Genomic DNA, 25,199 nt, shown 5'->3' with positions numbered 1-25,199 from the left:
TACAGCTTACCGGGAACGCTGCCGTCCTCGCAGTCGTTACCATGACCGTTCAGGCAGGTCTTCTGACTTCCGGATCTTCCTACAAACTGCGTCTTCCCAATCATTACGAGATCAGTGACATGATGCAGTGTTCGTCCCCGGTCACAGCGGCGGGCCCGTCCTCGAATTGCACGAGGTTCCCTTTTAGGTTTCGTAAAACACCTGAACACTTTGGGATAGAACCGATAAGCAGCAATTTGTCAAGAATTTTTTAAAAAGACAAAACGGATTATACTGTTTAATTTTTAACAGATTACGCACTTCTCAACGTATTGCAAACCTTCGCAAAACCTTCACTCTTTAGCTTATTTTTTTTTATTGCAGAACCACAAAGTGAGATACAAAAGTACAGTACAAGAATTATTCTTACAAACTTTCCTCTTGACTTTCAGCAGAAAACGTCTAAACAAGGCTGAATTTCAGGTGCTCGTTGAGCTTAATAGGGAACTCCGTGAGAATCGGAGACAGGCCCGCTGCTGTATTCGGGGACGAAAACTGCATCATGTCACTGACCTTTACTGTCGGTTCACAAATCACGCTGAATCGCAACAGGTTGGGAAGGCGCAGTAAGTAGGTAAATCCGTAAGTCAGAAGACCTGCCTGAAAAAAAGAGTGATTGCCTCGTGGACGGGGGCGCACTCAGTACATATCTACGGGTACAACAGGGACATCCCGGATCGTTTTTTTAAAATCGATCCGGGATTTTTTTTTGTCGTTCCAGCTTGATCGTGGGATTCGAGGTGCACCACTAACCTCTCACCTAACGCTGTGACATACAGCCAGGAGGATCTATGAAAACATTGTATGCTGTTGCCCTTGTATCCCTATTCATCTGTTCCCCTCTGCTCTCCCCTGTTTCTGCAACCACTGCTCAAAACGATACAGACCGTGCTGCGGCGGACTGGTTAAAGCTCATTGATATAGGTAATTATGACGCAAGCTGGCAGGCGGCCTCATCTCTATTTCAAAATGCAGTCAGCCAAGCCGATTGGTCCAAAACCATTCAAGCGGTTCGCTCTCCCCTGGGAGCAATGAGCACACGCCAGCTTACAAACAGCCAGGAAACCACCACCCTGCCAGGAGCCCCTGACGGGCATTACCGTATCCTGAGTTACTTCACCTCTTTTGCCAATAAACATTCCGCTGTTGAAACGCTCACCCTGATGCAGGAAACAGACGGTTCGTGGCGGTCTGCTGGGTATTTCATCCACTAATATCCCCCGGAGCTTCCCCATGCGCCAAATTGCCCAACGAACCCGCCCCTTTCACTCTTGGCTTCTTGTCCTCGTCCTGCTCACGAGCATGGCCACTCTCTCCCTGGCCAGCGACTATCCACTGACAATTACCGACAGTTTGGGGCGTGACATACATTTCAAACAACCGCCACAGCGGATCGTCTGTCTGATCAGCTCCGTGACCGATCTGTTGATGCACCTGCATCAGGAAAATCTTCTGGTTGGTATCACCCAGGAGGATTTACTCACCCATGCCCGTTTACGGGTAACCAGTATGGGCAGTTTTTTTGAACCTGATCCCAAGGCTATCGAAGCAGCCAGGCCCGATCTTATTATCGGGTCCACGCGCCAGCAACAGTTGCTTGCACCCTGGCTTGATGATCCGCATGCCTCTACCAAAGTGCTGCTTTATAAGGAAACCACATTGGCAGCAGGGTTTACTCGCATGGAAAACGTTGGCCGCCTGGTTGATTGTGCGCAGGCAGCACAGACGATCATTCAAACCAATCGTGAACAGATCAAGCGCGTTCAGGACCGCCTCAAAAAACTTCCCCCGGAGCAACGTAAACGGGTCGCCCGAGTCATCGTTGGTAAGGAAATTCTTTATAGTCCAGGTGATGATTCCTTTCAAAACGAGATGATCAGTGCTGCCGGTGGCCTGCCGCCCCGCCAAGGCAAAAACGGCAGTTTTGTGCCGGTGCGTCTCCAGGCCTGGAAAGACTTCAACCCGGAACTCATCTATGGCTGCAAACGCAATATGTCCAAGGTTCGTGCCCATCTTAATACGCCTGGCTGGCAAGAGGTGAATGCGGTTCAAAACCATAGGATAATCAGCCTTCCCTGCTCAGTTGTCTGCCAGGTCACCCCACGGGTTGGCGCGGCTATTCAATTTCTTGCAGCCTCCATTTACCCTGCCCTAATGGCTGATACTGCGCAAGCCGTCAGCTCGAACGGCCCCCTTGGCGAGCAGCCTCTTTCCTTGGATCTTGACTATGTAGCATCCGCCAAGGTGGTCACCCACAGGGTCAACGACGCTGACTTCAAATCTTTGATCCTGAGCTTTAAACGCCCCCAGGCAATCCTTTCCACCATTGACGGCAACCGGGATGCTATGCAGGCTGTAGGCAACACCTACGTGCCCATGCACGCAAGCCTGGGACATATGGCTTTTGGCGTGGATCAGGTCACCGCTGACATTGCCACTAACCTCGGTTACACCACCCAGAGTTATTCCGGGCTGATGACCGGGGCCAATATGGATAACCTTTCCCTCCAGGTGCAACGCGAAGGCGGCATAGAGGTGGTTGCCCTGGTGACCGCCGGAGTACGTGGTAACGCGCAGCGCATGTCCCGGGATATTGGTTACAATCATCCTCTGGGCACAATCAATATCATCATTCTCACCAACCATAAGCTGGCCCCTGAAGGCATGGCCCGCGCCATTATCACTGCAACCGAGGCAAAGACCGCAGCCCTGCTGGATCTTGATATTCGCAGTACCCCGCATCCCTTGGACTACCGGGCAACCGGTACAGGAACCGACTCGATGATTCTGGTTCAGGGGGAAGGCAAACTGGTCAAGTATACCGGCGGTCACGGCAAGATTGGCGAGCTGATTGCCAAGGCGGTCCACGCCGGCGTCACCGAGGCCCTAAGTCGTCAGAACGGCATCCTGGCCGGGCGCTCTCTCTTGCAACGGCTGGATGAACGGCAGATCAGCCTCTCCTGGTTGGTTGAGCACTATCCTTCCTCCCTGCCCCCTGCGAAGCTGAAAAAGAGACTGGCATTCGCCTTCTCCGATCCCCTGGTCAGGAGTTGTATCGAGACCGTGCTGGCCTTGAGTGATGATACCGATAAAGGATTAATCACGGATCTTCAGTTTTTTGATCAGCTCCGAACCATGTTCAGCGCCCATATTGCGGGGCACGCCATCACGGCACCGACAACTGTCCAGACAGAAATCCCTCCTCTTCTACATCAAACCTTTGCCCTGCTGGTGGCAAGTGTGAGCGCTAGAGAAGATGCAACCAAGGAGAAGTAAGTGAACCGATCAACGCCCCGTATTCTACTGCTGTTCTTCCTCGTTTTCGCCCTGACCTCCAACGCCTTGGCAGCCAAAACTGCCAAGGTTGCGCTTCTGGAAATCGACATGAACGGTTACCAGCTGCAACGCGCCCTAGACGCGCTGGACCTGCCCGGTTCCATCGAGACCCGCTTTTTCACCCTGGCGGAACTTGAGCAGGATCCACAAGCAGAGGTCTATGTAGCTGCCTGCTCCGTGGTGCTGGTCAATGTCATGGCAGGCGACCTGGCCAGATATATGATCGATCATCAACTCATGGCTGGTCGTACGGTCTATGCCATGAACCACTCCAGTGATCCTGAAGGGTTGCAGAAAAAGGGCTTTATTTTTGACTCCGACATCATGGCCTACCACCACCATACCAGCCAGAAAAATCTGGAGAATATGATTCGGCTGGTTGTCCATCGCCACATTGACGACTCCATCAGCTATCAGCCTCTCAAGGTACAACCAGCAATTTGCCTCCATCACCCAGACAGTGACCACAACTTCACCAGCCTGAGCGAATATCAACGCTGGTACGAACAGCAACAGGGCTTCAAGGCAGACAACCCCAGGGTTGCTATTCTCCTGTATAACAACAGTCTCAAGGTCGGGCTGATCGAGGCAGTGGATGAGATGATCCGCAAATTTGAGGCGGGTGGTCTCTCGGTCTATCCCTGTTTTGGATCCCTGCCCAAGGTACTGGCCAACTATCTCAAACCCGTGGACGGTAAGCCTCCGGTTGATATAGTGCTGGCCTTTACCCTCAAGTTTGCCTCGTCCATCAACGATGATATTCGCCTGGCACTTGAAGAGCTCAATGTCCCCCTGTTTAACCTGATCAACCCCTATGCTGAAACCGTGGAGGAATGGCGCAAGAACCCGGTTGGGATCACACCCTTTGCCGCCGCCTGGGCAGTGGCCACCCCGGAATTTTCAGGTGCCATCGAGCCCACCGTTATTCTGGGCAAGAAAAAGGTAACCGACCCAAGCAATGGCCGGGAACTCTTTGTCGGCCAGACGGTGGATGAGTGCATCGAATTTCTTCTGCCCCGACTCCACAACTGGGCCAAACTGCAACGCATGGCAAACAAAGATAAAAAGGTGGCGATCCTCTACTACAACCACCACCAGGGCAAACAAAACATCGCGGCGGCCTACCTCAATGTCTTTCGCAGCCTGCAAACCATCACTACCCGAATGAAGGCCGAGGGCTATCAGATCAATGACGCCGACAAGCTCACCGAGCGTGGTATTCAGGATATGGTTATGGCCAGTGGTCGCAACATCGGATCCTGGGCTCCGGGCGAATTGGATGCGCTGCTGGCCTCCGGCGGCGTGGAGCAGGTCTCGCTTACCGAGTACACCGCTTGGTTTAACAAGCTGCCCGAAGATTTCAAAAAACCGGTAATTGCCCAGTGGGGGAAAGCTGAAGATTGCGCCATCATGACCAAGGACGGCAATCTGGTCTTCCCCATGGTCAAACTGGGCAATGTGGTCCTGCTGCCGGAACCGGCCCGCGGCTGGAGCGATGATCCGCTCAAGCTCTACCACGACACAACCCTCTACCCGCACCACCAGTACATTGCCGCCTACCTCTGGCTCAAAGAAAAATTCCATGCCGATGCAATGATCCATCTCGGCACCCATGCCACCTACGAGTGGTTGCCGGGCAAGCAGGCCGGCCTGGCGCCCTCGGACCCACCGGAGATCATGCTCGGCGATATTCCCAACATTTACCCCTATATCGTGGACGACGTGGGGGAAGGCATCGAGGCTAAACGGCGTGGCCGGGCAGTGATCATCGATCACCTCACCCCGCCGATGAAGGAGGCGGACCTCTACAGCGAATACAAACAGATTCATGACCTCTATCACCAGTATGAGATCATCAGCGCCAAAGGTGGAGAGACGGCGGGGGAGTACCAAAAACAGATCTTTGACCTGGTTCAACAAACCGGCCTGGACAAGGATATAGGCCTGAAACAATTTGATGATGCAGCCATGGAGAAGATCCACCTCTACCTCCATGAGATCGATGACAACTCCCTACCCTACGGTCTTCATACCTTTGGTAAGGCCTACAGCGATGATGCCACTGATTCGACTCGTGCACTGATTCAAAAACAAAATCCCAGTGCGGATCCCGCTCAGATCAGAAAAGACCTGGTGGATTCGCCCCTGCGGGAAATGAACAACCTGATTCGCGCCCTGCGTGGCGAATATGTGCCCCCAGGCGAGGGGAACGATCCACTGCGCAACCTGGCCGCCATCCCCACGGGTAAAAACTTTTATGGGTTTTCCCCTGCCAAGGTGCCCTCCAAAGCGGCCTGGAATGTGGGAAAAAGGGCAGCGGAGGAGATGATCAGCACCAAACTTGCAGAAGAAGGCAAGTATCCCGAAAAAGTGGGGGTTGTGCTCTGGGCGACCGAAACCTCGCGTAACGAGGGCGTGAATGAATCGACGGTACTCGCGCTCATGGGCGTGGAGCCGGTCTGGGATCCCAGTGGGCGAGTCATCGATACCCGGGTTATTCCCGGCAAGGAGCTTAATCGTCCGCGCATTGACGTGCTCATCAATCCCTCGGGACTCTACCGGGATATGTTTCCCGAGAAGCTGTTATTCCTGGATGAGGCCGTACAAAAGGCCATGGCCCAGACCGATATCGAAAACTTCCTTGCCCGTAACCAGGCAACCATTCAAAAGGCGCTGATGGCCAAGGGGATGAGCGCAGAAGAGGCCGGAGAGCAGTCCCGTTTTCGCATCTTCACCGAAGAGGTGGGCTCCTACGGGACGGGTATCGCCGAGATGACCGGATCTTCCGGTATCTGGGATACCGATGCATCGGTGAGCGACGTCTATATCAACCGGGTTGGCTTTGCAATCGGCCAGGGCAAGTGGGGGGTCAAAGTTAAAGATACCTTCAAGGAAAACCTGCGCGGGGTGGATACCGCTGTGCATTCCCGTTCCACCAACGTGATTGGCATTATCGATACCGATGACTTCTTCCAGTACCTGGGAGGCATGTCGCTGGCGGTTAAGAACGTGCGTGGCGAGGCACCGTATACCCTGGTGACCATGCACCGCAAGAAAAACGAACTCATTGTCGAGGATGTGGCCAAAACCGTGGGCCGGGAGATGCGCACCCGCTACCTCAACCCCCAGTGGATTGAGGGGATGAAGGGCGATAATTACGCCGGTGCCCGCCAGATGGCGGATTTTGCCGAGAACCTCTGGGGCTGGCAGGTCACGGTGCCTGATGCAGTCAGTGCCGATAAGTGGCAGCAGGTCTATGAGGTCTATGTGGAAGACAAGTACGACATGGACCTGGCTGAGTTCTTTGACGAGAACTCCCCCTGGGCCTACCAGTCCATGACCGCCCGTATGCTGGAGACTGTGCGCAAGGGCTACTGGCAGCCGAAGGAGGCTGTCACCCAAAAGCTGGCCGCCGAGTACGCCACCAACGTGGTGCGCCGCGGCGTGGCCTGCTGTGATCATACCTGCAATAACCCCATGCTCAACCAGATGGTGGTCAACATCATCTCCATGCCCGGCGTGCTGGATCCCAAAATAGTTGAGCAATTCAAGCTGGCCATTGAGCAGGCCGCGCAAAAGACCTTGGAAGAACAGACCGCCGAGCGGGCAGAATTGATTGTCCAGCTCAATGCGGCACCAGCGGGCGAGCAGAAAAAGGAGCAGGAACCGGAGGAAAAGCAGAGCAAGGAAGCCCAAGAGGATCAGCAACAGCCAAAGGACGATGCACAGCCAAGCGACGAGGGCACCAAGGCTGAAAAAGTCGAGGGATACAAGATGGAGGAGATCAAGACCACTGATGATTCCACTGAGTTGAGTTCGTCTGGTATCCAGTGGGCCGCGAGTCTGTTTGTGGTCTTTGTGCTGGCACTGTTTATCTGGGGCTCGCGACGGCGGCGGTGAGGATGAGGAGTGGTCCTGTAGGTTGGAGGTGACGAAGGAACCCCAACTTTGGTGCTCGAACCGCATAGTTTTGTTGGGGTTTGAAGCCGGAAGAAGAGGCCAACTGTCTGAGCGCAGCGAGTTTTGGCCTCGCCGGTTTCAAACCCCACCGAACGGGGTAGTCTCAGCGGTACGGCTGCCCTTTTTTTGATTCTTTTTTTGGGCACGCAAAAAAAGAATGCCCCTCCAGCGAGGAGACCCAAATAAGCAAACAGCTCGGTGTTGAGTTCTTAATAAAAACTCATTGAAACTATCTGAAACCGCACAATTCCGTTGGGGTTCGTGCCTCACCACCAACCTACTGCCCTGGTGAATTGGCACGATTATTTGGTGGGGAAATTCTCAGATGACCGAAACACTGATGGTCGCGGGCATGGCCGCGCTCCAACAGGGCATCTTGAATAATTGTTTTTTCTGCCAATCCCGCGGAGTCTGGCGCTTACCTCGTCATGCTTAAAATTTTATCCTCGGAATATCATATATATGCCTGCGGTAAAATTTTGCGCAATCCTTGGCCTTGATTGAAAAATCTAATTATTCAAGACACCCTACAGTTCGAGAAAAAGGCATGCTTGACGTAACAAATACAACATCAACCAAGGAAACAGCACAATGATCTACAAATCTCTGATCATGGGCGTTCTCTTCAGCATCGGCATTTTTGCCGGAAAGAGCGGCATAGGCATGGCCTACCTCATAGGCAGAAAGAACAACACATCACTCAAAGCAAAGCTGACCAAAGTACTGGCGTTTTCGCTCTTCTATGCCCTCTTTTTCGCCCTGATCGGCCTGGGACTTCACGTACTTGATCCATTAGCCCATTTTGCCTCCATCCAGAGCTTTCTCCGCTCCGGCATGCAGGTGCACCTGATCCTGGCAGCGGTCATGGTGGGCTGGGGTTTGCTCCTGATCCGCAGGCCCCATGAACACAACAGGGCAGCAAGCCGAGGCTGGTTACTGCTGACCCTGCCCTGCCCGGTTTGCGCCACGGTGATCATTTTTTCCATCGCCTTTTGCCTCTCCCTCTTTCCCGACCAGTTCCCGCAGGTGGTGGGTGGGCTTTACCTTGCTTTTTTAGGTATCAGCCTCGTGAGCATGGGGATAATGCTGGGCATCAAATCCATCTCAAAACAATCGGCGGAATCGCTGCTCGGTAGCGGTATGTTGCTTCTGGGCATCTATTTCCTGATCTCCATGGCAGTCTTGCCCCAGTTCAGTGATATCGACAAGATCTACCGGTTGGCCCAGTACCACGTGGCCACCCACCAGCAAAGCCTCACCAGTCTTGCACCGGTGGTGGTACTCACCTTGCTTACCTTTACGGCCGGTTTTGGCCATACCTTTCAAAAAATACGGAGTTCCCGCTAATGGACATCGGCGCCCTGCTTAAAACCTTTATTTACCTGGTTTCTTCTTCTCTGCTCTACCCCGTGCTCCTGATGCTCAGCATCCTGGTACTGGTGGTAATTGTCCAGGCTGGAAACTTTTTTGCCGAATGGCTGGAACGGACCCGACTCACCTCCGGTGCGGTCATTGACCTGCCCGGCGCATTGCAATCTGCACAGACAGAAAACATCGTCTCACACCGGGTTAACCGCTACCTCAAATCCCTGAAAGCGATTCAACAAACCGCCACCAACACGGAACTGGCCGTGGAAAACCTGCTCCAGTCAACTACCTTGGAACTGTGGAAATCCATGGACAAGCTACGTCTTCTGGTGCGCACCGGTCCTTCACTTGGCTTGATCGGCACCCTTATTCCCATGGGAACGGGGCTTGCCGCCTTGGGCCAGGGGGACATGACTAAACTCAGCTCTGATCTGGTCATTGCCTTCACAACTACGGTAGTCGGCCTGGCCGTTGGAACCATCGCCTTTTGTTTTTACACCGTCCGCAGACGCTGGCTTGAAGAGGATATCAAGAATATGGAGCTTGCAACCGAACTGATGATGACCAACCAGGCGGAGCACTGAGATGCGCTACTTTCGCTCACGTCGCAGTAGTCAAGCGGGCAAAGGATTCAGCGACATGGCCTTTCGCGATGACGATCCCATGACCGGGGTGGCCAACCTCTTTGACATTGGCCTGGTCTTCATTGTCGGATTGATCCTCACCCTGTTCAGCGTCTACCGGCTGCAGGACCTTTTTGACGAGAACTCGGAGATGACCATCATGAAACAGCAGGCTTCCGGTGAAATGGAAATCATCGTTAAAAAAGGCACGCAGATCACAGCGACCCGTGTGACAAAAGAAACCGCTCAAGGCAAAGGAAACCGACTGGGGGTGGCCTACCAACTCGAGGATGGCTCCATGGTCTACGTTCCGGACACCTCCAAACCATAAACCCTGAATCCAAGGATCCCCTTCTTTTCAGATACAAAGGAGTCACCCCATGCACCAACCTTTCATAAAACGCACCACGTATCTGAGCCTTTGTTGCGGCTCACTCGTTTTCCTGCCCCAGCTCGCCCTGGCCGATCACAGCAGCCAGGGGCCTGCGCCTACCATCATGAGCACGGTGGAGGTCACCGCGGACAGGCTCAGCGAGTTCGCCGACAATAATCCGGGAATGGTAGAGGTCATGGGGCGCACGGAAATCGAAAGCCGCAACATGCTCAGCGTCGAAGAAGCCTTGAACGGCATGGGCGGCGTGGAGGTCAAACAGTCAACCGGGGTGGGCTCCCGTATCTCCATACGCGGCTCGGGAAAATCCGGTGGGGTCCTGGTGCTCTTAAATGGACGCCCCCTCAACAGCAATCAATTTGGCAGTGTTGATCTGGCAGGTATACCGGTGGAGACCATTGAATCGATCACCGTGTTCAAGCCGCCGGTCCCTGTCTGGCTTGGTTCAGGGGCAACGGATGGCGCAATTTCCATCGTCACCAAGGGGATCAGGGGGAATGGTGCATCTCCCAAAAGCCATGTCACCAAGCTGCGTGGCGCGGTCGGTTCCTACGGGACGGTTGAGGCCAGCGCCAGCCACCAGATGCAGCTGGAATCCGGTTCGTCGGTGATGGCCTCGGCCACAGGTAAGCACCGTGACGGCAAACGCGCCAACAAGGATCTGGACAGCGGCAACTTCACCCTGCACTGGGACGGTGATATAACCGACACCCAGCAGTTTGAAATCAATGGCCGCTACTACACCTCTGATTCCGGTTCTCCCGGCCCGGTGGACAACCCCACCCCCAATGCCCGCCAATCCTATGAAAAAATTTCTTTTGACAGTCGTCTCAGTGGCTTGGTGGGGTCAAACGGTGATTACACCTTAAACCTGTATGGCGATACCATCGAGCTTGAGGATAAAAGCGAGTCCGGCCTGGTTTCCACCCTGAATGACGACAAGATCGGACTCAAGGCTGAGTATAACTGGAACGATGATCAGGACCGCTGGGCCATCAGGACCAGTGGCCTCATTGAAAATGACGATTTGGATCACACCTTATCGGGCGAACATAACCGGATTACCGCCGGGCTTGGGATGCAGGCGGATCGCAAATGGGATGACTGGACCCTGACAGCCGGTGTTCGAGGCGATCGGGTTACGGGGTTCGACTTTAACCCCGGCGTTTCGGCGGGGATTCATCATGTGCTTGGCGGAGGCTGGGTGATGAAGGCCAATATCGGGCACAGCGTCAACATCCCCTCTTTTGGCCAGCTCTATCAGCCAAGTCACGGATCCATTGACCAGGTACGGGGAAATCCTGATCTGGATAAAGAAAAAATCCTCTCCATGGATGGTGGGCTGGAATACAGCTACGGTAAAACAGCCCGCCTGCAGATGACCCTGTTCCGCAGCGAAACAAACGATCCCATTCTCTACCAGCGCGACGCCATCACCCGCATTTACAGCCCTGTTAATGGTGGCAGCGCCTGGCGGCACGGCATAGAGTTGAACGGTAAATATGCGTTCAATGACAATCTCCGTCTGGAGGCCAACCTGATCTTGCAGGACTCAGAGGTAGAAGATACCGGTAACGAGATGACCTACACGCCCACAGTCAAGGGCAAGCTGACCCTGCTTTCCACTCTCTCCCAGACGAAAACACGGTTGGAGACAAGCCTGCGCTACACCGGCAAGCAGTACAGCGAGATGGAAAACCTTGAGGACCAACGACTCGATGATTACATAACCCTGGACTGCAAGGCCATCCAGCCCTTCACTCTGGCGGGTATGCAGGCCGAGTGGTTTGTCAATATCAACAACCTCTTTGACACCGGCTATTCCATTCATTACGGCTACCCGGATGAAGGGGTTCGTTTTATGACGGGGGTGAATCTCACTTTTTGATTATTTGTGAAGGAAAGTTGGTGGTATTGGGGTCGTGCCTCACCACCAACGTAGTCAATACCAGGGGATATGCATGATGCATTGAAGATTGCGACTATTCTTTGGTTAGCAACAAATGGTCGCGAGCATGGCCACGCTCCTACAGATCAAGGATAGGGAAGGATCAGATAAGATAATAATTCGAGGTTGGGAAAGAGCTCTCACCAAGCCTCTTCCGCCTCTCCCTCATCCTCACTGACCGGATAGACGAGCACCTTATCAATACGGTGCAGATCCATATCCACCACCTCAAAAACATAGCCCTGAGCCTGCACCTGATCCGACTCAACAGGAATTCGACCGAGCACATGAATAATAAATCCGGCAAGGGAATGATAATTCTGGTGCTCTTCTCCGGGTAACTCCTCGCGCATTCCTAGGGTCTGTTTGACCCAGTCAATAGCGACCTGCCCATCAATAAGCCAGGAGCCATCCTCCCGCGGAGTGATCGCATGCGAGTCGGTGGGATCAACGGGCACCTGGCCGACAATGGAGGTCAACACATCAGCCAGCGTCACCAGCCCCTGTATCTCACCGTACTCATCGACGACCAGCGCGCACTGGAGCTGAGCGCTTCGAAAATGGTCCAACAGCTGGGTGATGGTGTTATGCTCAGGCACATAGCTGGCCGGCCGCAGGTGGGACTCAATATTCAAGGGAGCATTGGCAAAAGCCCCTTGAAGAAGGTCCGCCGTTCTCAGCAAGCCAACAATCTCCCCCCACCCCCCTCGGCACACGATGATGCGCGAATGCGAGCAATGGGCAAGGTAGTCGCGCATCTCCTCCTCAGGCCACTCCAGTTCCAGGGGTTGTACATCCTGACGGTGGGTCATGATCGCTTCAATGGGGAGTTCATCAAGCCTGAGTACATTGGCCACCAGCATCTGTTCACTCTCATGAAAGACTCCGGTTTTGGCTCCCTGCTCCATCAGCAGCCGTATTTCTTCGTTACTGACAGTGACTTCCCGCCTATCACGGACACCAAGGAAGCGCAAAAGCCCCTTGGAGGAAGAGGCAAGCATCCAAACCAAGGGTCCTGCCACATGTGAGAGCATGCGCATGGGACGTGCGATCTTGGAGGCAATCTTCTCCGGCATCAACAGGCCCAGATGCTTGGGGACCAGTTCCCCGATCACCACCGTGACATAGGTCAGACCGATCACGACCAGCACCATGGCCAGGGTATGGGCAGAACTCTCAAGCATGGGAATTGATGCGAGCAACTGACCAAGGGGAACAATCAGAGCCTTTTCCCCCACGGCACCACTTAAGATCCCCACCATGGTAATGCCGACCTGGACGGTGGAGAGGAATGAGGCCGGAGCATTTTTAAGTTGCAGGGCAGATTGCGCGCCACGGTGGCGTTCACCAGCCAACTTACGCAGTCGTACCTCCCGGCTGGAGAGCACTGCGATCTCAGACATGGCAAAAAGGCCATTGAGTAGAATCAAACAAAGCAATACAACGATGTCCATAATCAGGCGACCTCTCCTCAAGAAGACCGTGTCAAATTAGGCGATTTTGTTCCTCGATGTGTTATTTAGGCACATTGTCTCTCTTCTGAAAAACAAGACGTTGCACCATCCGAATTTTTTTTCGCTCAAACGCAACGAGCAATCCGCTTTTGTACACAGGCTGAAAAAAAACGGCACTACCAATCAAATAATTCACTGTTTTACCGTCAATAACAAAAAAGATAAAAACGGACAAAAAACCGCTTTCCATTCTATATTTATCTTTTCACGAACTCTCTCCCAGAGGTGCAATCACGCTGCGACTGCGGATGCCTTGGAAACCTTCCCCCTATTTTGCATGGTCATACTCATCTTCTTTACAACTCGGGTTTCGTCATGACCCATTCCCGCAATACGGCCGGGGCGCATTTCTAGCGGGGTACAGGCTGGAGCTTCCTTCTGCAGAATCGAGCAAAGCAGGCGAGTCCTCAGCCCCCACAGACGACAATGCTTTCCCCAAGCGGAATCTTCCCTCACTCTGAGGTAACGTTGACATCACGATGGAGTACATACGATGCTGCGTGTTCTTTTTGTTTGCGAGCTCAATTCAGCACGAAGTCAAATGGCGGAAGTTTTTCTTAAACAGCTGGGAGGCAATAAAGATTTTTTTGTTGAAAGTTGCGGTATAGAGGCGGGCACGCTTAACCCGCTGGTTATTGAGGCCATGGATGAGCTCGGCTACGACTTGAGCAACAACACCACAAAAACCGTTTTCGATCTTCGGCAACAGGTGGGATATTACGATGTTGTGATATCGGTCTATCCACAGCTGCTCGACAGCGGTTGCCCCATTTTTCCCCGACGAGTCCGGTGGTTACATTGGCCCTTTGATGCTCCATCCCGGGTTCAGGGGGATCAACAGACCAAGCTGCATACTATACGCACAATACGCGACCAAATTAAGGGTCGGGTAGAAAATTTTATCAATGATTATCGCCAAACAAGGCAAACGGTTCTCAAAGGAACAGGCTTCATTTAGGGAGCAAGGAGGTTACTCATGCCTGTGGGTATGTGACTCCTGTATTCGCAGTGAACCGCCCTGATCATAATACGACTGCAGCTCCCCGGCCTTGACAGGATCCAACTGTTTCAATGCATCCAGAGCCTTCAACGAACGAGCATGCTCACCGGCAGCAGCAGAGGCCAGACTCAAATTCAACCAGCCCTCCACATCGCCCGGCCGCAGGCTGACCACCTGCTCATAGGCCTGGGCAGCTTCGGAAAAATGCATCAGATCGGACTGGGCAAAACCAATATTACTCCAGCCGTCAATATCACTGGGGTCGATACGCACGGTCTCTTGAAAAGCCTGTAAAGCCTCCTGGGGTTGCTCCAGTTGAATACAGGCATAGCCCAGACTGTGCCAGGCGGTGGAATTTTCCGGGAGTTCACCGCTCCAACTCTGGCTCAACTCGCGCAGAGCTGCCCAGTCTGCATTTTTTTCAGCCAGGGCAGCCCGTTTCAGCCAATAGAGACTGCGGCTGGCCCCATCCTTCCCCCGGCCAGCATGGAGCGAACTCAGCCACTCAACAGGTGCTGCAAAGTAAAGTTGTCGCTTTCCCTGCTTAAAAACCGTGGTTATACCCACCAGGTGCCCCTGTTGATCAAACACTCCGCGCCCCAACAGGGAGGGAGTCGCCACAAGCGTGGTTTCGATGAGTGGCCCCACGGTTCCTCGCAACTGGGTGATAATTGCGGGCTCGACCGCATTGGCCCCACCGGTCCCGGCAACTCCCCAGACCGATCCCTGTTGCACGAGAGATGTGCTGGCTCCCCGTTGCGCTGGTCTGGAATTCAACCCCGGTACTGCCAGCAGGCACAGCTCCCTGTCCTGGTCGGCCAGAAGCAGGGTTGCAGCCATGCTCCTGCTGCCGACATGGATCTCTATCGCCCCCTCCTCGGAGACAAGGGCGCAGGAGGTAATCACCTGATGGGGACGAATAACAATCCCGCTGCCTCGCAAAGGCGCATCTGTTGACGTTTTCACGGTGCTGACCGTCACCAGGGAAGAACCAACTCGGGCAAACAGGGTGCGTGCCTTCTCCTGTTGGGCCCAGATAGTGTGGCTCCCCGCAAGCACCCACAGAAAAACTAAGCTCATCACCACCCTGGTTCCGTACATTCCCATCATCTTACTTTTTTTTGGTGTGCTTTGAGGCATTCTCCGCTTTTTTCTCCACGGAAAAACCAAATTTACCAATTTTACGCCCCATGGAGTAGTAGCCGCCGTGGGCAAAAACCAGAGGCTCGGATTTATGGAGCATGAAGGCACCGTTCTTCGGATTAATGTACTGCTCATCCGCCTTAACATTCACCACTTCGGCCATAAACATATCATGGGTTCCCAGGTGTTTAATTTCCACCACCTTACACTCGATATTGATGGGAGCCTCTTCGATAAGAGGCGCTTTTACCAGGCTCGCTGATCCAGCGGTCAGTCCCATTTCTTCAAATTTCCGATACTTCCTCCCTGATCGTACACCGCACCAGTCCGTGGCAAAGGCCAGCGGTGCATTGGTGAGATTGATCACAAACTCGCGTGTTCGCGCAAGGATTGCGTAAGAGTGACGCTCAGGTCGCACAGAGATATAGCACATCGGCGGGTCGGAGCAGATGGTTCCGGTCCAGGCAATGGTTATAATATTATACTCTTCTGGTGTTTCCCCTAGACTGACCATAACCGCGGGCAAGGGGAAAATCATAGTCCCCGGCTTCCAATCAACTTTTGCCATAGTACATTTAAAATTATTCGTGTTTGTGCAGAAGATGCACAGCTCTTCCAACTCGTTGCAGGGTGTATTTCAGGGAATCTTGAATAATTGCTTTTTCTGCCAATCTCGGCGTCATGCTGATAATTTTATCCTCGGAATATCAAACATATGCCTGCGGTAAAATTATCAGCAATCCTTGACCTTGATTGAAAAATCTAATTATTCAAGACACCCTTCAAAAAAACACAGTTCTTTCGGCGGAGCAAATCTCCCCCCCTATTCCCTCAGGACAGACCAGGCACCTCGCGTTGGGCACATTGAACCAGGTTATTTATTCGGCCCGTTCCCCTGTCCCTTACCGCGTCCCTTGCCATGACCGTGTCCCTTACCCTGGCCTTTCCCCTGACCTTTTCCAGGATTCCGAGATCCCTGGTATTCAGGATATTCTGGATTGCGTCCCTTAACCTGCTTCAAGGTGAAATTCCCCTGCTTGAGAGCATGAAAGTTTGCAGAGCCGGGTTTAATGCCCATTTGTTGAGCAATTCTCCCCCACCCCTGCCCTCTATTTTGTTGGTACGTTCGCAACACCCGTTGCGGTGGAACGCCAAGCATTTGAGAAATTTGCAAACACATAAAGGCATCAGCCGGGGATGATACCGAACGGAGGAGTAACTCAACATTGGGAAGAGCGACTCCAAACTGAGAGGATAAACGCAGGCCATAATCCTGGTGGTTGCCACGGGCCTGAACATTCAACTCATAGAGAAAACTTGATAAATCCGCCCGAGCAGGAGAGCCCAGAGCAACACTGACACAGAGCGTCAGTAAGACAACAGTGATTTTTTTCATTCTTCTTCCTCGTTTTCAACTGAATCCATGTGCAGGCATCAAGGTGTCAGTATCGCTTTTTGCGACATACCAATCAAAACGCACATCAAAGGCTTATTACGAACAATGAAGGTGGCGTACAGCCGGGAGACGTAACGGACCGGGAAAAATACAGATGTTCTCAACTATAGCCACAAACGACAATTCTGCCAGGGGGTCCCTGGTATGCAGATTGAATTTCACAATTTTGCCCGGAGCCGTACAATAGAATTATACCATGCACAGATGCCCCCCCGTTTCTGATGATTATTGCAACGTGAGGCAACCATGCCAAGTCGCGAAGAGCAGCAGGATTTTGTCGTCCAGATGGCAAGACAGGCTGCGTTGCTGAGTGCCGAGCAGCCTACAGGTCAGCATATGCGCCAGCCCGAAGACGAAGCCCCTTATCAACAGGCGATGCAGCTCGCCCAAACACTGCAGATGCCAGAGGCCACTCTTACGCTTAACCAATTTCTGGCCTTGGCCGCTTTTGACAGAAATGAATTCGATCTGGCAAAGCAGCGTTTTGCTGAGTTGGCCAGCAAAGGAGCACAGCTCAACTTGCCCCAGATAGAGGCCGATGCCTACCACCAGTTGGGCCGCATTGCCCAAAAACAAGGCAACCTCAATACCGCCCAAAAACATTTTGAACAGGCCCTTGCCCTCTTTCAGCAGGAAGAGCACAGCCATGACCGCGCCATCATCTTTCACCAGCTCGGGGCCATTGCCTTCAAACAGAACACTCTGGATCAAAGCGCAGCCTACTATAAAAAGGCATTAACCCTCTTTGAAGCACAGCAAAACGATCAAGGAATAGCAGGAGCCTGCCACCAGCTTGGTCGCATAGCGCAAAAACAAGGTGATAAGGCTCTTGCCAACCGCTGGTATACTCGAGCGCTCGCCCTCTTTCAAAAGCGATGCAATGCGCATGCCGCCGCCAGCACCTGCCATCAGCTTGGCCGTATAGCCCAGGAGCAGCAAGATTACGAGGCAGCTCAATCCTGGTATGCAAAATCATTACAAATATTTGAGCAGGAGGGCAACGAGCACGATGCAGCTCTTGCCTATCACCAACTCGGACGTATTGCCCAGGAGCAACGCTACTTTGATACCGCCGAACAATGGTACCACAAGGCGCTGGATATTTTTCAGCAACAGGGGGACAATCGCAGCCTGGCCAACACCCACAGCCAGCTGGGTATCCTTGCCCAGGAACAATGCGACTTCGCCTCGGCCCAGTATTGCTACACCCAGGCACTTGCCCTGTACGAAATTTTGGATCAGCCCTTGGCCATGGCGGCCACTTGCAATCAACTCGGAGGTGTGGCACAAAGCCAAAAATTGTACCAGCAAGCCGAAACCTGGTACGAACGCTCCCGCCTACTCTACGAGCAGGAAGAGCAATATTTTGACGCCGCTCGAACCTATGGCCAGCTTGGGTATCTCAAACAATTACAAGCAAGGCACGAAGAGGCGGGGCAATGGTTTAAAAGGGCCATTGACAGCTTTGCCGAGCAGGAAGACAGCTATCGTATGAGCACGGCCATGGTCTTTTTCCTTAAAAATCTGCAGCAGGCAGATGCACACACCCAAGAGTTGCTGCACAGGCTTTGGGAAAAGTCTGAGTTTGACAGCATCATCACCCTGGACGAACTTGCAGAGCAGGTGAATGCAGATCAGGAGTAGCCGCAAAATTCCATGACATCAATGAATACAACCAACAAACCGCTCCTTCGCCCGGTAAAACTCCTGCGGGGGACACCTGGAAAAACTCTCATCGTTTGGTGTCTTGTTCTCTTCATCGCCTCTATCTTTCTTGCAAGCCTTGTTTACCCGCAGGCAGGCGCACTGTCTCCCAAACGGGTCCTGCTCATAAGCTCATACCACCCCGGATTTCCCACCTTTTTTGAACAGATCAACGGGATCAAATCGGTTTTTACAAAAGAAGGCATTCACCTGGATGTCGAGTTCATGGACAGCAAACGGTTTGCCGAGAAAGAACACGAACGCCTCTTTCACCAGCAATTGACCTACAAGCTTACCCACACAAAACCATACGATCTGGTACTGAGCGCAGACGATGCGGCTTTACTGTATCTGCTGAAAACGAAAAACCAACTCTTCCCCGACCAACCTCTGGTCTTCTTCGGGGTCAACAATATCGCCACAGCCAAGGCACAGAATGAACGCAAGGATATAACCGGAGTTATTGAAGCGGTTTCCATGGCCCAAACTGTCGAAATGATGCTTGCCTTGCAGCCGCACACTACAACCATTCTCGCCCTGGTCGACAACACCCCAAGTAGCCAGGGTGACCTGGCCACCTTCAGGCAGGTAGCAAAAAATTTTCCCCACCTTGATTTTAAGGCGCTCAACCTTGGTGAATACACCTTTGCTGATTATGCACAAGAGTTGCAGTCCATTGGTGAGGCTACCGGTGTCCTGCTGCTGTCTGCTTATGCGGACACGAACGGGCAACGCATGACTTTTTCCGACAGCCTGCACCTGATCTTAGGCAATCTCAGCCGTCCGCTGTTTCACCTCTGGAACCACGGTCTTGGCGATGGCATTTTGGGGGGCAAGGTCATCTCACACTATGAACAGGGGAAAACCGCAGCCAGGATGGCACTGCGCATATTGCATGACATTCCTCCAGCCTCCATACCGGTTACCGCCACCAGCCCCAACATCAGTATCGTTGACTACAACGTATTAAAAAAATACGACATTTCGGAGAAGCTTTTGCCTAAAGGGGTTCGGATTCTTAATTCCCCCGTGTCCCTCTACCAGCAGCACAAAAAAGCGGTCTGGCTTGGCAGCCTTTTCTTTGTGGTCCAGTCAGGTATCATTTTTTTGCTCATCCTTACCTTGCAAAAAAACAGGCGCACACAGCTGGCTCTGGTGGAAAGTGAGACTAAGTATGCCAGCTTATATAACAACAACCATTCGATATTCTTCCTGCTCAATCCCCGGACAGGAATTATAGAAGACATCAACCCGGCGGCCTGTGAGTTTTACGGCTATCCACGGGAAGAGCTTGTGGGTAAAGAGATAACCCTGCTCAATCCCATGCCTTTACTGCAACTCAAAGAGAAGATGGCCATGGCCGTTGCCGGCCAGGGAAATTTGTTTCACTTTCAGCACCGGCTAGCAGACGGCCAACTGCGTGATGTGGAGATTCACTCCGGGCCGATAATGATAGGGGGAAGGCAACTCCTCTGTTCCATTGTCCATGATATTACCGAACGCATTCAGGCAGAGCGTGCTGTCAGGGAACGGGAACTCTTTCTTGACGCTATTTTACAAACAACCGCTGATGGTTTTTTGGTCCTTGATAGAAATGGCTTCATCACTGAAACCAATGGGGCTTACTGCGCCATGCTCGGCTACTCTAAAAAGGAGTTGATCGGCAGACACATAAGTAGCATTGACATTCACGATACGGAACAGGAGGTGGCCCTACACAGCAGCCGGATCAAGGGACTTAAAAGTGAATGTTTTGTGACCGACCACCAGCGCAAGGATGGCTCAACGATCCCTCTTGAGATCTCTGTGAGCTATCTCAATGAGAAGGAAGGACGATTCGTCAGTTTCTGCCGTGATCTCAGCGAAAGAAAACTTGCGGACGAAAAACTGCAACACGCACTGCAGCAAACCCACATCATCACATCCAACCTGCAACTTGGTCTTCTGCTGGTCAACACCCAAGACTGTATCGAGTTTATCAACCAGACCTTCTGTGACCTGACAGGGATTGAAGAAACACCAGACCAGATTATAGGCATGAGCAGTGAGGAGTTCATGCAAACAATCTCGGTGGCGTTTGACGATCCTCAGGCAGAGATCACCCGCATCAGAAAGTTGATCGCCCAGGATACACTGGTACAAAACGATGAGTTGAGGTTAAAAAACAAGCGGACCATACTCCGCGACCTGGTCCCCATTGTCATCGATGGTATCCCCTATGGTCGCCTCTGGTACTTGAACGATATCACAGAGCTGCGAGAAGCGATTGATGCGCGTAAACAGCTGGAGCAGCAGTTGGTCCAGGCACAAAAGATGGAAGCCATCGGCACCCTTGCTGGCGGGATCGCCCATGATTTCAACAATATTCTCGGCGCGGTGATCGGCTACGCCGAAATGGCAAAAAACAAGGCGAAACCAGACAGTAAAATTGAATATGACCTGGAGATGGTACTCGATGCAGCTCAAAGGGCCACCGGCCTGGTTCGCCAGATTCTTGCTTTCAGTCGCCAGGGAGAGGCCAAGCCCATCAAACTCAAGCCCGCTCAAAGTGTCGAAGAAGCACTCAAGCTGCTGCGCTCTACCATTCCCTCCACAATCACCATAGAACCCCAGATAGAAACTGAAGATCTCTATACACTTGCCGATCCGGTCCAACTTCAGCAGGTGGTGATCAACCTCTGTACCAACGCCTTTCACGCCATGGAGAAAACCGGAGGCAGGCTGCGTCTCGCCCTGAAGGGCTGCACCCTTACGGAAGCGGACCTCCGCTCTCAGCCCCAGGTTCAACCAGGAACCTTTATCCGGCTCACGGTCGCCGATACCGGGCCGGGCGTTCCCCCCCTGCTTCTTGATAAAATTTTTGACCCTTATTTCACCACCAAGGAAACTGGAAGAGGTACAGGAATGGGGCTTGCCATTGTCCATGGAATTGTCACGACAATCGGTGGTTTCATTACCTATGACGGTATACCAGGCAAAGGAGCGATCTTTCACATCTACCTGCCAGCCGTAGATGGTACGTCACTAGCGGCTCAACCCGTTACCATCTCGAATATTCAAGGCAGCGGAAACATTCTTTTGGTGGATGATGAGGAGATGCTCGTGGAAATGGGGGAGGAAATGTTGCAAATGCTGGGGTACAACGTGACCACCTGCACCAACAGCAGGAACGCCTTGGAAATTTTTCAGGGAACCCCGGATAAATTTTCTGCGGTCATAACCGATCAGACCATGCCGGAGATGACCGGATCAGTTCTGGCTCAGAAGATTCTGGAGATACGTCCGGATTTGCCCATTATCCTCTGTACGGGGTACAGCCATATTATTGACAAGAGCCAGGCCAAAAGCTTGGGAATCCAGGGCTTTTTAATGAAGCCGTATTCCCAACAAAAACTCGGTGCTTTGCTCAAGCAAGTACTAACGAAAGAGGTAAACGGACCTCATTGAGTCCCAACTCCTCGGCCGGCACCTGCCAGCCTGGCGAGCAGGACACCGAAGTTAGTCTGAAGGACGGCTCAGGGCAAGCAGCGCCTGGTTGGCCAGGGTCAAACCAAAAATGCCTGTAATGGTGGGCATGCTGCCTAAAACATTACGCGGGCAGCCGCGCCATGCCATGGTGGGAATTTCTTCTTCCTGCGGTCCCTCATAAGCAAAATCCACCGGCTCAGAAGAATACACACATCCGATCCCCTGCTCGATCCCCAGACGTCGTAGCCGCTTACGTACCCGCTTTGCCAGCGGGCAGCCACGGGTCTTGCTCAGGTCGGCAAAGCCAATTTTCGTTGGATCGGTACGCAGGGCAGCCCCCATGGAAGAAAGCGTCGGGATCCCAAGCTCATGGCAGGTTTTCAGCAACTGCACCTTGGGCCCAAGCGAATCAATGGCATCAACAACCATATCCGGCCTTGGATCAAGGATGGTGTGCACGGTCTGTTCATCGCAAAAAATCTGCATCCCCTGAACTTCGCAGGCGGGGTTGATCAAGCGCACCCGTTCTGCCGCCACCTCGGATTTACACCGATCCAGTGTGGTTTCCAGGGCCAGAATCTGCCGGTTAATGTTGGTCGTGCCGATAACATCAAAATCGCAGAGACGAAGCTTACCGATGCCACCGCGGGCCAATCCCTCCAGGACATAACCGCCCACTGCTCCCAGCCCGACCACGACCACATAACTGGCTTGCAGGCGGGCAAAGGGTTCTGGCCCCAGTAATTTTTCTATGCGGGAAAACCGATCCATATCCTTGTGCGTATTGTTTCAAATAATCCTGATTCCGTGAATAAAGCGCGGGAATATACCAAGGGTGCACAAAATGGCGAGTTTTTTCCAATGATTTTTTCTGTAACCGGAATCGATAACCTCATCGATATCCCCCTGAGGTTCAACCGACCGCCCCGCTGACAGCCCCTCGACAACTCCTTGGAGATACGCTCAAATTCTCTTCTAGATGAAAAATTCGGATATCCCCTTGACCGAGTAGACGACCGGTCTAATATTCTTTCCCATGAAACAAACCATGCCTGATAAAAAAACAGAAATCATCGAACAAGGCACCGAGCTCATTGCCATGAACGGGTACAACGCAACCGGTATAGAGGCTATTCTTCGCCGGGCCGGAGTACCTAAAGGGTCATTTTATCACTACTTTAGCAGTAAAGAGGACTTTGGCCTGGCTGTGATTGATCAGTTTGCCGAGCAGTACGAGACAAAGCTGGACTCGTTTTTTAACGACCCCAAATTTCCCCCACTCGAGCGAATTCGCAACTATTTCGAGCAAAGCCTGAAGCAGATGACTGACAACCAGTTCACCAAGGGATGTCTGATAGGTAACCTTGGCCAGGAGCTTGCCGATCAAAATGAACGATTTCGTGAACGGTTGGAAACCATATTCCAGCAATGGAAAGATCGTTTTGCACTCTGTCTGAGCCAGGCCCAGCAGCGTGGTGAACTCTCCTCTGCCCTGCAGCCCGATGGGCTCGCCGATTTCATTCTTGCCGCTTGGGAGGGAGTCATCTTACGCGCCAAGGTGATGAAGTCGCCAGATTCGATCCGTAATTTTATCGATACGCTTTTTACCACCGTACTGCGGCCCTGAATTTGTTGAGAACCAAAACCAGACGACCGATCTAATACTTAATAAAAGTTAGAAGTTCATGAGGAACATTATGAAAACTGCAGGCTGGATAGGAACAGGCCAAATGGGAACCCCCATGGTGAAAAACCTGCTCAAGGCAGGTTTCAGCGTTAACCTCTACAATCGTACACCGGAAAAGGCTGCCCCCCTGGTTGCGGCAGACGCCTTTCAACTGGCCTCACCTGCTGAAGTGGTCAAGCAATCAGATGTTACCTTTCTCATGCTGACAAACGGGGCAGCTATTGGCGAGGTCATGGAAGCCCAGGCCGGTGTTTTGGCAGGGGTCACAGAGGGAACGACCATTGTTGATATGAGTACCATCGCTCCGATGGATTCCACCTCCTTTGCCCACAGGGTAGCACAAAAGGGAGGGCGCTATATCGATGCTCCGGTTTCTGGCTCTGTGGGAGCGGCCGAGTCAGCCCAGTTGGTTATTCTTGTGGGAGCCCTGGAAAGCGAACTGGGGCAACTACAACCTTTTTTCGACGCACTGGGAAAGAAAACCATCGCCTTTGGCGAGGTCGGCAAGGGCAGCAGTGCCAAACTTGCCATTAACCTCCTGCTTGGCATAACCGCCCAGGGGATTGCCGAGTCACTGCTGTTTGCAGAAAAGGCAGGAGTGGACCTGACAAGTATGCTCGAGTTGATTGGACAATCAGCGGTCAACACACCACTGTTTCAATTCAAAAAAGACATGTACGCCAGAAAATCATTTCCTCCGGCATTTGCCCTTGAACTGATGACCAAGGATTTAGGCCTCATCACCGATGAAGCACAACAAAAAAATATCACCCTGCCTTTGGCCCAAAAAGCTCAGGAAACCTACAGTAAGGCCAAGCGGAACGGGAAAGGAAAAGAAGACATGGCTGCCGTCTATCTTGAAATAGAAGAGCAAAACAAAAACGAGGTGCATTAATGGATGTATTCGACGCCTTACACACGAGAAGAAGCATCAGAAAATACCTGCAAAAAGGTATTCCTGAAGATCTGGTGCAGCAAATCCTTGCCGCGGCGATGATGGCGCCCAGTGCTGGTAACGAACGGCCATGGCAATTTGTACTTGTCAGTGAACAGGAGAAAAAAGAGCAAATCAAGGCGGCACACCCGTATGCAGGCATGATGGCAAATGCGCCTCTGGGGATATTGATCTGCGGTGATCTGACAAAGCAAAAACACGAGGGATTCTGGGTACAGGACTGTTCTGCAGCTATGCAAAACCTGTTGCTCGCAGCTCATGCAAGTGGGTTGGGCGCGGTCTGGACGGGTATTTACCCCGTGGAGGATCGAGTCAAACAATTCAGCACAATCTTCAACCTACCCGAGCAGATCATTCCCTTTGGCTTGGCTGTAATGGGCTGGCCGGATCAGTCCAGCAAAACACCGGAGAGGTTTGATCCAAGCCGAATCCACCGCAACACCTGGCAGGGAGGCTAATACCTGAATGTGAGTATTGCCATGTGGGAATCTTGCATTTCAGGGATACATTAAACCTGAATCCGTGAGCATTCATCGGAGGGTCAGTCTCAAAGTTTGTGACGTACCGATTAAAGGGTGTCTTGAATAATTAGATTTTTCAATCAAGG

The 25,199-nt window shown here is 52.5% G+C and carries 18 protein-coding genes and 2 riboswitches; of the genes, 13 read left to right on the top strand and 5 right to left on the bottom strand.

The window, feature by feature from the left end; genetic code table 11:
* Nucleotides 1–35: 35 nt before the first annotated feature.
* A riboswitch (cobalamin riboswitch) is annotated at nucleotides 36–220 on the bottom strand.
* Nucleotides 221–443: 223 nt separating this feature from the next.
* Nucleotides 444–657: riboswitch (cobalamin riboswitch) on the top strand.
* Nucleotides 658–830: 173 nt separating this feature from the next.
* From JWJ90_RS11065 to JWJ90_RS11035, 7 genes are all read left to right on the top strand, one after another.
* A complete protein-coding gene (locus JWJ90_RS11065) occupies nucleotides 831–1,253 on the top strand; it encodes a DUF4019 domain-containing protein (RefSeq protein ID WP_205227286.1) in 423 nt (140 codons plus the stop codon).
* Between the two features lie 19 nt (nucleotides 1,254–1,272).
* Entirely contained in the window at nucleotides 1,273–3,315 is a 2,043-nt protein-coding gene (locus tag JWJ90_RS11060; protein ID WP_205227285.1) for an adenosylcobinamide amidohydrolase, read from the top strand.
* Nucleotides 3,316–7,275: a cobaltochelatase subunit CobN gene (locus tag JWJ90_RS11055; RefSeq protein WP_338032321.1), complete on the top strand. Its 3,960-nt coding sequence runs from the start codon at nucleotides 3,316–3,318 to the stop codon at nucleotides 7,273–7,275.
* Nucleotides 7,276–7,926: 651 nt separating this feature from the next.
* The gene (locus tag JWJ90_RS11050) at nucleotides 7,927–8,682 is read left to right on the top strand and encodes a DUF2162 family putative transporter (RefSeq protein WP_205227284.1); all 756 of its coding nucleotides are present in this window, start codon (nucleotides 7,927–7,929) and stop codon (nucleotides 8,680–8,682) included.
* Nucleotides 8,682–9,287 carry a MotA/TolQ/ExbB proton channel family protein gene (locus JWJ90_RS11045; RefSeq protein WP_205227283.1) on the top strand — a complete coding sequence of 202 codons (606 nt, stop codon included), beginning with the start codon at nucleotides 8,682–8,684 and terminating at the stop codon, nucleotides 9,285–9,287. Before JWJ90_RS11050 ends, JWJ90_RS11045 begins: the two co-directional genes overlap by 1 nt.
* Nucleotide 9,288: 1 nt before the next feature.
* Nucleotides 9,289–9,657: a DUF2149 domain-containing protein gene (locus tag JWJ90_RS11040; protein WP_205227282.1), complete on the top strand. Its 369-nt coding sequence runs from the start codon at nucleotides 9,289–9,291 to the stop codon at nucleotides 9,655–9,657.
* 49 nt (nucleotides 9,658–9,706) lie between these two features.
* Nucleotides 9,707–11,605 carry a TonB-dependent receptor plug domain-containing protein gene (locus tag JWJ90_RS11035; protein ID WP_205227281.1) on the top strand — a complete coding sequence of 633 codons (1,899 nt, stop codon included), beginning with the start codon at nucleotides 9,707–9,709 and terminating at the stop codon, nucleotides 11,603–11,605.
* A 200-nt stretch (nucleotides 11,606–11,805) separates the two neighbouring features.
* On the opposite strand, the gene JWJ90_RS11030 is transcribed toward JWJ90_RS11035, so the two are convergent.
* Nucleotides 11,806–13,119, bottom strand: a complete 1,314-nt coding sequence (locus JWJ90_RS11030; RefSeq protein ID WP_205227280.1) for a hemolysin family protein — start codon at nucleotides 13,117–13,119, stop codon at nucleotides 11,806–11,808.
* Nucleotides 13,120–13,672: 553 nt separating this feature from the next.
* Here JWJ90_RS11030 and JWJ90_RS11025 point away from each other — a divergent pair.
* A complete protein-coding gene (locus JWJ90_RS11025; RefSeq protein WP_205227279.1) occupies nucleotides 13,673–14,137 on the top strand; it encodes an arsenate reductase ArsC in 465 nt (154 codons plus the stop codon).
* A gap of 12 nt (nucleotides 14,138–14,149) precedes the next feature.
* On the opposite strand, the gene JWJ90_RS11020 is transcribed toward JWJ90_RS11025, so the two are convergent.
* The 3 genes from JWJ90_RS11020 to JWJ90_RS11010 form a co-directional block, all read right to left on the bottom strand.
* On the bottom strand, nucleotides 14,150–15,259 hold the full coding sequence (locus tag JWJ90_RS11020; protein WP_205227278.1) for a tetratricopeptide repeat-containing S1 family peptidase: 1,110 nt from the start codon (nucleotides 15,257–15,259) through the stop codon (nucleotides 14,150–14,152).
* Between the two features lie 31 nt (nucleotides 15,260–15,290).
* Nucleotides 15,291–15,890 (bottom strand): flavin reductase family protein, encoded by a 600-nt coding sequence (locus JWJ90_RS11015; protein ID WP_205227277.1) that lies wholly within the window; start codon nucleotides 15,888–15,890, stop codon nucleotides 15,291–15,293.
* Nucleotides 15,891–16,196: 306 nt separating this feature from the next.
* On the bottom strand, nucleotides 16,197–16,718 hold the full coding sequence (locus JWJ90_RS11010; RefSeq protein WP_205227276.1) for a hypothetical protein: 522 nt from the start codon (nucleotides 16,716–16,718) through the stop codon (nucleotides 16,197–16,199).
* Nucleotides 16,719–17,024: 306 nt separating this feature from the next.
* On the opposite strand from JWJ90_RS11010, the gene JWJ90_RS11005 reads away from it, so the two are divergent.
* Complete coding sequence (locus JWJ90_RS11005) at nucleotides 17,025–18,422, top strand: tetratricopeptide repeat protein (RefSeq protein WP_205227275.1); 1,398 nt, start codon at nucleotides 17,025–17,027, stop codon at nucleotides 18,420–18,422.
* A gap of 12 nt (nucleotides 18,423–18,434) precedes the next feature.
* Nucleotides 18,435–21,929 carry a hybrid sensor histidine kinase/response regulator gene (locus JWJ90_RS11000; RefSeq protein WP_205227274.1) on the top strand — a complete coding sequence of 1,165 codons (3,495 nt, stop codon included), beginning with the start codon at nucleotides 18,435–18,437 and terminating at the stop codon, nucleotides 21,927–21,929.
* Between the two features lie 51 nt (nucleotides 21,930–21,980).
* On the opposite strand, the gene JWJ90_RS10995 is transcribed toward JWJ90_RS11000, so the two are convergent.
* A complete protein-coding gene (locus JWJ90_RS10995) occupies nucleotides 21,981–22,721 on the bottom strand; it encodes a tRNA threonylcarbamoyladenosine dehydratase (protein WP_205227273.1) in 741 nt (246 codons plus the stop codon).
* Nucleotides 22,722–22,998: 277 nt separating this feature from the next.
* Here JWJ90_RS10995 and JWJ90_RS10990 point away from each other — a divergent pair, with 277 nt between their 5' ends.
* The 3 genes from JWJ90_RS10990 to JWJ90_RS10980 all read left to right on the top strand — a co-directional run bounded on the left by JWJ90_RS10990 (nucleotide 22,999) and on the right by JWJ90_RS10980 (nucleotide 25,050).
* Nucleotides 22,999–23,577, top strand: coding sequence for a TetR/AcrR family transcriptional regulator (locus JWJ90_RS10990; RefSeq protein WP_205227272.1), 579 nt, complete (start codon nucleotides 22,999–23,001; stop codon nucleotides 23,575–23,577).
* A gap of 70 nt (nucleotides 23,578–23,647) precedes the next feature.
* Nucleotides 23,648–24,532 carry an NAD(P)-dependent oxidoreductase gene (locus JWJ90_RS10985; protein WP_205227271.1) on the top strand — a complete coding sequence of 295 codons (885 nt, stop codon included), beginning with the start codon at nucleotides 23,648–23,650 and terminating at the stop codon, nucleotides 24,530–24,532.
* Entirely contained in the window at nucleotides 24,532–25,050 is a 519-nt protein-coding gene (locus JWJ90_RS10980; RefSeq protein ID WP_205227270.1) for a nitroreductase family protein, read from the top strand. The genes JWJ90_RS10985 and JWJ90_RS10980 overlap by 1 nt, the downstream gene beginning before the upstream one ends.
* Nucleotides 25,051–25,199: the final 149 nt, after the last annotated feature.

It is taken from the genome of Desulfobulbus rhabdoformis (assembly GCF_016919065.1).
Taxonomy (GTDB): domain Bacteria; phylum Desulfobacterota; class Desulfobulbia; order Desulfobulbales; family Desulfobulbaceae; genus Desulfobulbus; species Desulfobulbus rhabdoformis.
Note: the sequence above shows the minus strand (reverse complement) of the source record. Positions and strands in the feature narration are given on the sequence as shown.